The sequence below is a fragment of the Vibrio nigripulchritudo ATCC 27043 genome (assembly GCF_000222685.1).
Classification (GTDB): Bacteria; Pseudomonadota; Gammaproteobacteria; order Enterobacterales; family Vibrionaceae; genus Vibrio; species Vibrio nigripulchritudo.
Window position 1 is genome coordinate 1 of record NZ_AFWJ01000076.1, and the last position, 9,571, is coordinate 9,571.

Annotated in this window: 11 protein-coding genes; 6 read left to right on the forward strand and 5 right to left on the reverse strand. The window is 45.8% G+C overall.

The genetic code is table 11. The features are described from left to right. Together RH89_RS08165 and RH89_RS08170 are read left to right on the forward strand one after the other, a co-directional pair. A partial coding sequence (locus RH89_RS08165) for an NAD(P)-dependent oxidoreductase (protein WP_004401011.1) occupies nucleotides 1-265 on the forward strand: 265 nt, incomplete at its 5' end. Between the two features lie 39 nt (nucleotides 266-304). Then, complete coding sequence (locus tag RH89_RS08170) at nucleotides 305-1,450, forward strand: mandelate racemase/muconate lactonizing enzyme family protein (RefSeq protein ID WP_004401013.1); 1,146 nt, start codon at nucleotides 305-307, stop codon at nucleotides 1,448-1,450. A gap of 126 nt (nucleotides 1,451-1,576) precedes the next feature. Here RH89_RS08170 and RH89_RS08175 read toward each other — a convergent pair whose 3' ends face one another. Further along, nucleotides 1,577-2,152: a nucleoside triphosphate pyrophosphohydrolase family protein gene (locus RH89_RS08175; protein WP_004401015.1), complete on the reverse strand. Its 576-nt coding sequence runs from the start codon at nucleotides 2,150-2,152 to the stop codon at nucleotides 1,577-1,579. 174 nt (nucleotides 2,153-2,326) lie between these two features. Here RH89_RS08175 and RH89_RS08180 point away from each other — a divergent pair, with 174 nt between their 5' ends. Further along, nucleotides 2,327-3,397, forward strand: coding sequence for a sensor domain-containing diguanylate cyclase (locus RH89_RS08180; RefSeq protein ID WP_004401018.1), 1,071 nt, complete (start codon nucleotides 2,327-2,329; stop codon nucleotides 3,395-3,397). Nucleotides 3,398-3,420: 23 nt separating this feature from the next. Here RH89_RS08180 and dbpA read toward each other — a convergent pair whose 3' ends face one another. The 3 genes from dbpA to RH89_RS08195 all read right to left on the reverse strand — a co-directional run bounded on the left by dbpA (nucleotide 3,421) and on the right by RH89_RS08195 (nucleotide 6,707). After that, nucleotides 3,421-4,809 carry an ATP-dependent RNA helicase DbpA gene (dbpA, locus tag RH89_RS08185; RefSeq protein ID WP_004401020.1) on the reverse strand — a complete coding sequence of 463 codons (1,389 nt, stop codon included), beginning with the start codon at nucleotides 4,807-4,809 and terminating at the stop codon, nucleotides 3,421-3,423. Nucleotides 4,810-4,857: 48 nt separating this feature from the next. Next, the gene (locus RH89_RS08190; RefSeq protein ID WP_004401021.1) at nucleotides 4,858-5,415 is read right to left on the reverse strand and encodes a DUF1415 domain-containing protein; all 558 of its coding nucleotides are present in this window, start codon (nucleotides 5,413-5,415) and stop codon (nucleotides 4,858-4,860) included. Between the two features lie 74 nt (nucleotides 5,416-5,489). After that, nucleotides 5,490-6,707: an MFS transporter gene (locus tag RH89_RS08195; RefSeq protein WP_004401022.1), complete on the reverse strand. Its 1,218-nt coding sequence runs from the start codon at nucleotides 6,705-6,707 to the stop codon at nucleotides 5,490-5,492. A 93-nt stretch (nucleotides 6,708-6,800) separates the two neighbouring features. Here RH89_RS08195 and RH89_RS08200 point away from each other — a divergent pair, with 93 nt between their 5' ends. After that, the gene (locus tag RH89_RS08200) at nucleotides 6,801-7,676 is read left to right on the forward strand and encodes a LysR family transcriptional regulator (RefSeq protein WP_004401024.1); all 876 of its coding nucleotides are present in this window, start codon (nucleotides 6,801-6,803) and stop codon (nucleotides 7,674-7,676) included. A gap of 5 nt (nucleotides 7,677-7,681) precedes the next feature. On the opposite strand, the gene RH89_RS08205 is transcribed toward RH89_RS08200, so the two are convergent. Continuing rightward, complete coding sequence (locus tag RH89_RS08205; protein ID WP_004401025.1) at nucleotides 7,682-7,909, reverse strand: glutaredoxin family protein; 228 nt, start codon at nucleotides 7,907-7,909, stop codon at nucleotides 7,682-7,684. Between the two features lie 233 nt (nucleotides 7,910-8,142). Between RH89_RS08205 and RH89_RS08210 the strand changes: the two genes are divergently transcribed. Together RH89_RS08210 and RH89_RS08215 are read left to right on the forward strand one after the other, a co-directional pair. Continuing rightward, nucleotides 8,143-9,045, forward strand: a complete 903-nt coding sequence (locus RH89_RS08210; protein WP_004401026.1) for a protoglobin domain-containing protein — start codon at nucleotides 8,143-8,145, stop codon at nucleotides 9,043-9,045. A gap of 8 nt (nucleotides 9,046-9,053) precedes the next feature. Next, the gene (locus tag RH89_RS08215; protein WP_004401027.1) at nucleotides 9,054-9,422 is read left to right on the forward strand and encodes an STAS domain-containing protein; all 369 of its coding nucleotides are present in this window, start codon (nucleotides 9,054-9,056) and stop codon (nucleotides 9,420-9,422) included. The last annotated feature ends 149 nt before the right edge of the window (nucleotides 9,423-9,571 follow it).

Genomic DNA, 9,571 nt, shown 5'->3' on the forward strand with positions numbered 1-9,571 from the left:
TACCGCGAGAGGCGAATTGGTCGATGAAGCGGCGCTGGCGGAAGCACTTCAAACACGTTCGATTGGTGCTGCTGCGTTGGATGTATTTGGCAAGGAACCCATGAGCTTTGGTTCTCCGTTGCTGAAAGCACCGAATCTGGTGTTGACCCCCCATTCAGCCTGGTATTCCACTCAATCGATGCAGCGACTACAACGCCTTGCCGCGGAAGAGATTGTTCGGGGTTTAAAAGGGCAAACACTGCGATGCCCAATACGTAAGCACTAAGGTCACCAAACCCTAATGGGAAGATTTAAGGAGAATACTGTGAAAATTGCATCGATTGATACCTATGTGCTGTTCTACCCAGAGCCGAATGATTACTCTTCACAGCGCTGTGCTCTGTTAGTCAGAGTAACCACCAGCGATGGCGTTGAAGGTTGGGGAGAAGGTATTGCTCAGTTTCCGGAGGCAACAAAGGCAGCGGTGCCGATTGTGGAAGGGCTTTTTGAGGTAATAAAAGATGAAAACCCTCTGGAAATAGAAAAGATCTGGTACAAGATGCGTGATCATACCTGGTGGTATGGTCGAAGCGGAATTGCGAACTTTGCCGTAAGTGCCATAGACATCGCACTATGGGACATCAAAGGCAAGGTACTCGGTGCACCTTTATACGAGCTTCTTGGCGGAAAAGTAACGGAAAAACTGCCAGCAAACGCATGTATCCACGTCAACCATCCTACGCCAGAAGAGACCGTCGAAGTGCTTGAGGGTTATATACACGATCAGGGATACCAGTCTTGCAAACTGGGATTCGCCAAGAAAGGTCCTTCACCTATTGGTAAAGTCTCACCAGACATCGATGTTAAGTTTGTTGCGGATCTAAGGTCAGCTCTGGGAGACACGCCAGACATCATGGTCGATGCAGGGAATGGCGTGAAATGGGATGTACCTACTGCTGTCAGAACCACGCAAAGAATGACGGAATCCAATATTCGTTGGATAGAGGAGCCTTTATACCCAACCGACATACTAGGGTACAAAGAACTGAGGTCAAAAGTCGGAGTCTCCATTGCCAGCGGTGAGCGAGAATGGAACGTCGAAGGCTATCAAGCTTTGCTAGACACCGATACGGTAGATGTATTCGGCGTCGACCCGGGGCGTGTCGAAGGCATCACCGGATACATGAAGATTCAATACCATATCTCTGCGAAGCGCCGATTTATTAACGCCCACGCCTGGAGTACGGCCATTACGACAGCGGCCAGTTTACACTGTTCTCACGCCAGCAATAACTCCATTGTATTCGAGTTGAAACCAATTCCGGGTCCTGCCCAATTTGATTTGGTAAGCGAACCTATAGTGCAGAATCAAGGGTGGGTTGCTGCATCCGATAGACCGGGTTTAGGCATTGACGTTCAGCTCAAAACGGTAGAGAAATACTGCGTTCAGCACATGAGGTTTAAAGGCTAAATGAATAAATAGTGAAACGGATAGGATTGGCGTGTGTTGGATTTAAAAAGCCCGAGTATTGAGACTCGGGCTTGCTATAACTCTGATTGGCTATTGGCTATTGGCTATTGGCTATTGGCTATTGGCTTAAGCCGTCAGTTTCGCTAGATCGGCAGGGCGGTAGTAAACCGACTTAAGTACTTTACCCTGGCGAATCGTTTTGCCTTCAATCGTTACATCTTCCGCACACTTAGCAATGATGTATTCGCCCTTAGTTACCGCTACCAGCTTCACGCCTTGTTTGGCGTAATGCGCTTCTGTTTCGCTGTATTCATTCTCGTTGCGACACACCTTGCTCATGTTACTGGAATGCACTTCATCCCAACAAGGTACAAAATCAATCTCACGGTTAGCGGCAACATGAAGAAGCAGGTCAATCAGGTAGCTGATTGCAATGTTGTCTTCCATTTTGCTGTGCCCAAGGTGTACTAAACGACCCATAAGAACGTATACCGTGTCCACAATGGCATCTGCCTGCTCAGTTTTGCAGTCAGCTTCTGCCAGTTCTGTGAGCTCTTCAATCGCTAAAGAAGAATGAAGCTGGTCGGCTTTTTCATCCAGTGAATCTGGTTGTGCGACGGGTAGGTCAAAAGTAGAGCGGAATTCAGTAATGTCTTGATATAGATGATCGTATAGGTCTTGAGTCAGCTTGGTCAGTTGCATTGTATGCTTCTCGTTTGAATTTTTCCGCATGTTACCAGAAAAATTAATTCTCTTCATTGGCTTTAAAATGTGAGCTTTATAACTAAGATTATTAGAAAGGGTGGGGAACATCACCAAATCAATAAATATAAGCACGTGAACTAACAGACAGGCAGAAATACTGGGAATGTCATTATGAGTGAGTCGAGCTCAAGTGAAAAGGTTATACGACGCCTTTATGAAATAACGAATAATTACTCAAACGGATTAGACGCACAGATCCAAGGGCTGCTAAAGCTCGGGTGCGAACGTTTTAAGCTGGATATAGGCATCTTTTCACATATCGAAGGTGAAGATTACACGGTATTACAGGTCCAGCGCCCTGACCATATCGAGCTCAATGCCGGAGACTCGTTTCCTCTCCTTAACACTTACTGCCAAATCACCTGCCAATCAGATAAACCTGTCATGATTGACCGTATGAGCAAAAGTGACGAACTGGCTCAGCATCCTGCATACAGAAACTTTGGCTTAGAATCGTACATCGGCGTGCCCATATACATTGAGGGTAACCTCTACGGTACTCTTAATTTTTCTAGCCATAAGCCATATAAAAGGCAATTCAACGAGTCGGATGTCGACGCTTTGCAATTGATGGCGTCCTGGATTTCTGTAGAGCTGAGGCGACATCAACACGAGACAGAGCTAAAGAAACTGAACAGAGAATTAGAAAAACTGGCTCTGTTCGATCCGCTGACCAAGCTGCCAAACCGCCACTCGTTACTGGATGTTGTGCCCAAATCCATTCGCCGTCTGGCTTTCGATAAGACCGAAGGTGCACTGGCTTTGATCGATATCGACCACTTTAAATTGGTAAATGATTCGTTTGGGCATTTGTATGGCGATAAGATTTTAGTGAAAACCGCCGACAGCATTGCGGATGCGATTCGTGAAATCGATTTAATAGCGAGGTTTGGTGGAGAAGAGTTCGTGGTTTGGCTGCCAAGAACCAATAAAAACGACATCATGAAAATTTGCGACAGAATCATGTCGAGTGTGTCGAAAATCAAATCCGGGACATCAACGATCACCGTCTCCATTGGTGTCTGTTTCTTCGAGTTTTCAGATTCTAAAGTTAACGACCCTAAGAGCTTACTTGATGACTTTATCCTGACGGCAGACAATGCTCTGTATGAAGCAAAAGCGAAAGGGCGAAACAGGGTATGTGTTGCTAATCATAAATTCTCGCAGCGCCCCAGTGCGTGAGGCGCTGCTTAAATCTATCTCTACTAGTTCTTCACGTATCTTACGCGGAACTGCTTACCTTTCAATTTGCCTTTCTCAAGCTTTTTGAAGGCCTTTTTGGCACTTTCAGTATGAACAGCAACGTACGCGCTCATAGGGAATACATTGATTTTTCCTACCTGACTCCCCGGGATGCCGTCGTCGCCAGTTAGCGCACCTAATATGTCACCCGGGCGAACCTTTTGTTTCTTCCCGCCATCAATTTGGAGTGTCACCATCTTGGCGTAATACGCGCGCTGATTAAGTACGTCTTCACTTGGTAGATCTTTTGCTCGAATGTCGAAATCAAAATACTCTTCAATTTGAGCAACTTTGTAAGATTCCTTTTCACTGATAAAGGAATGGGCGCAACCTTGTGCTCCTGCACGACCAGTACGCCCGATTCTGTGAACATGAACTTCCGGATCGCGTGCAAGGTGGAAATTGATTACGGCGTCTAAGTTGTCGACGTCCAACCCACGGGCGGCAACATCGGTTGCAACCAGTATCGATACGCTTTTATTCGCAAATTGCACCAAAGCCTGATCACGCTGTCTTTGTTCCATGTCCCCATGCAGTGCGATAACACTGAAATCGTGGTAACGAAGTTCATCCGCTACCTCATCTACATCGCGTTTGGTATTACAGAAAATGACCGTCGATTCTGGTTTGTCCTGCATTAAAATTCTTCTTGTCGCTTCCAGTCTTTCTTCAAAGCCTGCTACGTCATAAAAATGCTGGCGAATGCTCACAGTATCGTGCGTCGATTCCACGGTGATTCGCTGTGGTTTTCGTAAAATTCGTTTGGATATCGCTTCAATGGAGTCAGGGAAGGTAGCACTGAACAGCAGAGTTTGTCTGTCTGTAGGGGCTTGTTCGATGATGGCGTCCAACGCATCCTGGAAACCCATGTCTAGCATGCGGTCCGCTTCATCCAGCACTAGCGTATTGAGGTGTTCTAAACTGATTCGACCTTTATCTAGGTGATTCAGAATACGACCTGGTGTGCCAACCAGAATATGTGCGCCGTGTTCAAGGGAACCAATCTGAGGTCCCATTGGCATTCCACCACAAAGCGTTAGCACCTTAATATTATGGATTGCTCGCGCTAACTTTCGGATTTCTTTTGCTACTTGGTCGGCAAGCTCACGGGTAGGGCACAAAACCAATGACTGTACGCGAAACTTTTTCACATTCAGGTTCTGCAATAAACCCAAACCAAATGTTGCCGTTTTACCAGAGCCTGTTTTACCCTGCCCAATCACGTCCTGACCTTTTAAAACAAAAGGCAGGCTTTGTGCCTGTATTGGAGTCATTTCCTCATAACCCAGTGAATCAAGGTTGGTCAGAAGTTCAGGTTTTAACCCTAAAGATTTAAATGATGTGTTAGACAAAGTGCTTTCCTAGATTTTGGATTAAGGGTTATTCGCGGGTTGTAGACCCTAGACAAAGAGGTAAGGGAACAGCTTTTTTCGTTCCGCTTCCGAAAGGTTTGAGACTCTTTCGATATTGGTGTCTGGGATCGACTCCGGGTCTGGGTAATGTTTCAGAACCTTCTCCATGCTCTCTTCACGGATAAGGTGGAATATTGGATAAGGCGCTCGGTTAGTCAGGTTCTCATCGTCTTCTGGATCTGCACCACCAAAGCAGTAGTTTGGATGAAATGTCGCCACCTGATAGATACCTTCCCAGTCTTGCTGCTTAATCAGAGCCTCGACCCAGTCGATGAAAAAGTTGTAGTCCATAAAATCAGACAGCATGTCAGGGACAACAACTAAGGTCGTTTCAAGCTTTTCTGGTTCACAACTGTTTAACTCAACCAGCTCGGTAAGAATATCTTCAAGCAATGCTTCTTCGAGAGTGGCATGGCTGATGGCGATCTTAATTTGCTTGTTGCGGTTGGGTTTGGCAGCAAAAGGGCACAGATTGAGACCAATAACGACATCTTCCAGCCATTGAGTGACTTGCTGGTGGATTTGTTGATCTTTTGAATTCGACATTGCTCGGGCCTCTTTAGGCAAATTTTGGCGCAAGCCTACCACATTCAAAACGCCAATCCCAAGTGTACTAACCTTCAACCAACTTTTTTGCTCAAATGCATCATTGAATCTGATTTGAGCCTTTCAAAACCTCTCAACTTATAACACAGCAAAAACATAGCGATATAGAGGCCGCTTCCCCCAAGAATGACGCTTCCCCAGCCACCGTGTTGCCAGCAGTAAATCAATAGGAAGCCGCCTAAGCTTCCACCTATGTAATAGTGAACAAGGTAGAGTGCCGTCGCGGTCGCCTTAGCGTGTTTGGCTCTCTGGCTTACCCATCCGTACGCCAGCGAATGTACGAAGAAAGCGCCAAATCCCACTAGTAATAATCCTGCAACCAGCGCTGAAATAGAATCGACGTAAGCGAGTAGCATTCCCGAAGCACTGATAACTGTGCCCAATACCATGCCTGAAACACTGCTAAAGCGTTTACGCCAGTTGCCACTCAGGCGCGAGCTGATGGTGCCTGCCAGATAACAAAGGAAAATCATAGAGACGATCCCGACAGGAAGCTCATAGGGAGGTTCGACTAACCTGAACGCCGCCACACTGTAGAGATTAACGAACAACGCGAAATTAACGCCACCTAGTAACATCGCAAGCAGTAACTCTCGATTTTTAAGATGTTTTAAGACGCTACGGTTATGGTGGAAAAACAAACCGGGCTGAGGTTTAAAGTGTTTTTGAGGAGGTAACAGCTTTGATACCAAAATGGCTGCCAATAAGCTGAATACCGCCATTCCGATCACCGCGGATTGCCAGTCAAAATACTGAGTGACTAACCCTCCAAATAAACGACCCGCAATCCCGCCAAGAGAATTGGCGCTCACATAGGTACCCACTGCCAATGCGAGTGCCTGAGGTGAAAACTCTTCTGCCATGTACCCAACCGCAACCGCTGCATAGCCAGCCAGTGCAAAGCCCATTGCTGCTCGTGAAAGGGTAAGAGTAAGCAAGCTTTCAGAAGTTAATAGTGTTAAGCCCACGAACGGAAGCAGAAATAAGCTAATAAGCATCACTTTTCGGCGACCAATCTTTTCAGACAAGACCGCCCAAGGAACTAGGGAAAACGCAAGAGCAAAAGTACCTGCAGCTAAAATCCAGTTAACCTGTGTTGAGGAGACACCGAAATGATCTGCCATCAGAGGCAGCATAGGCTGAAATAAGTAGAGGTTGTTAAACACAATGAATGAGCCAAAAGCTAATGCGAAACTCACAGAACGATAAGAAGGGGAATGGGTATCTATCATGCGGACTTACTCTGAAAAACGTCAAGGAAAGACTAGCAATCTGCACTCTATAGTGAAAATATATAAAAAATATCATCGCTATATCTAAAATATATGGAAAGCAAACCTCTTCGCTATTTTGTTGCTGTTGCTGAAACCGGCAACGTTACTAAAGCCGCCGCCAAACTGAATATTGCTCAGCCCGCCCTGAGTATTGCCATCAAAAAGTTGGAAGCCGAACTGGAACTCTCACTGTTTCATCGTGATGAACGCAAGCTTGCATTAACCGATGAAGGCAGAGTCCTTCTGCCTTTCGCAAAAGGGATATTGCAGCAACTCAACGACGCTAAACTGGCTATGGAAGAGCTGAAAGGGCTGGAAAAAGGTGAAGTACGATTAGGCGTGCCGAGCATGATGGGGTCTTATTATTTTCCCGAGATATTAATGGCATTCAAAGCGTCTTACCCCAACTTAAAACTGACCATCGTTGAAGCTGGTACGCAATCTGTTCGGAAAATGCTTCTCAACGGAGAGTTGGATATCGGAGTGGTGATTAATGAAAATGTGCCAGATGTTTTGGACGTCGACCCTATATTTCGGTCGCAAATGGTGGCTGTCGTTGGGGAGCATCACCCTTTAGCGACAAAAGAATCCATTTCTTATCAGGAGTTTTTTGAACAGGAACTGGTGATGTTCAAGAAAGGTTACTTTCACCGTGATTTTATCGATGAAATCTGTGAATCCAATCAGTTGAAGGCGAAGTTTTCGTTTGAAAGCAACCTACTCACCATGATTCTTAAGATCGTCAGACAGGAGTTTGCAGTAACGGCGTTACTTGAACTGGTGACAGACAATGAAACGGGCATTAAAGGGATTCCGTTTTCAGAGCCTGTCTACTTAGACCTTGCCATGGCCTGGCGAAAAGGCGGGTATTTGTCTTTAGCCAATCGGACCTTTATTGAATTCGTAAAACAGAATAGCCAAGGGTGAGAAACTTAAGATTTGTACATCTTTTCAAAGTTTTTCAGGTTCCAGCCAATCATCACCTGATCGCCTATTTTTAGTACCGGTACAGAGCGTGCGCCGATGGCATCCAGCTCTTTTCTTCCTCTCTGCATCTTAGCGTTGCACAGGCGGTATTTTATTCCCTTCGAATCAAGGTATTGCTGTGCTGATTTGCAGTGAGGGCACTTATCTTTAATGTAGAGAACAACGCGTTTCATAAATGTCTCTGGCTTGAGGAAAGTTCGGCATTCTAACGGATTTGCGCCGTTTGAAAAAGCAATGAGTAAAAACTCATTGAAACCGTATTCTCTTGTCCTCTGCTTAAGAAAACATCTCACTTACAAGATCTTTTACTACTATTAATAAAAAGTAGTGTGAATTCCGTCACCAATTAAAAACATTACTATTGACGGGGTTTTTAGAGTGAATGTTGTCTCTTTGGGAGGAATGTATGAGTTCAAGTCAAGGCGTTCAAGCTGATCCAAAAGCCTTAATGGAGTTACACGATTTAACGGAGACAGACCTCGCTCTGATCCGTAAATTTGGCAAAATCATGACCCCAAAAATGGATGAGTATGTACGCCATTTTTACACCTGGCTTGAAACGCTGCCGGAATATAAGCAGTTTTTCAACGACAGCAGTCGCCTCAATCGGGTTCAGACTCAACAACTACGCTACTGGGAATCCTTCTTCGAAGCAGACATCAACAACAAGTACATTGCTGATCGCATCGCACTGGGGGAAGTTCACGCTAGGGTTGGGCTTTCTCTTCCTACCTATTTTGCTGGTATGAATATGTCGCTCGTTATTTTCACCAAAAGAATGTACGACGGCAGCTTATACAGCGATGAATACAGCGCTCTGGTTACGGCGTTCACCAAACTTCTTCATATGGACACCACCATAGTAGTGGAAACCTACTCGAATCTGATCAACCGACGTATTTCAGAGCAGAGTGAAGCGCTTCTTGCCATGTCCACACCAGTCACCATGATCTGGCAGGACATTCTAATGTTGCCAATCGTGGGAATCATCGATTCAAAACGTGCTCAGGACATAATGAGTGCAGTGCTCGGAAAAATAGCCGATGCACGCGCCAAAATCTTCATCATGGACATCTCGGGTGTTGCAGTGGTAGATACCGCTGTTGCCAATCACTTCATTAAAATTACCAAAGCTACTCGCCTTATGGGGTGTGAATGCCTTGTGTCTGGTGTTTCTCCGGCGATAGCTCAAACCATGGTGCAGTTGGGCATAAACGTGGGTGAAGTCAGAACCAACGCAACGCTAAGAGATGCTTTGGAAGAAGCATTCAACATAGTCGGTCTGGACGTCCAAGACAAAGCTAGCTGAGGGTAGACATGGAATCAGCCATTACCATCAATAGTCTGGATTCAACACTCATTGCCTCAATTCAGGTGGATTTGACCAATAACGTACTGCTGGGATTTCAGCAGCAGTTATTGGAACAGATCCATAAACGTTCAGTTGATGGCGTGTTACTCGATCTTTCGGGCGTCGGAACATTAGACAGAACCAATTTCGAGCATTTGAGAAAAATCATCGATTCGGTGGGAGTAATGGGAACAACATGCGTTCTGGTCGGGCTTAGACCCGGATTGGTATGCGCTTTGGTTGAGCTAAACGTGAATACCGATGGTCTTCAAACGGTGACGAGTCTTGAACAGGGTATCGAACTCATTAATCAGCGCCGGACAGGAGGAGCTTAATGGGAGCATTTCTGGAGCAATCTCAGGACTATCGCGAAGAGGTCTACCATGTGTCGTCCGAGTCTGAAGTCATGACGGTCGTGATGGCTTCTTACGTGATGGCGAAAGAGGTTGGTTTCAACGACGTTGAAGTCAACGAAATCTCTACC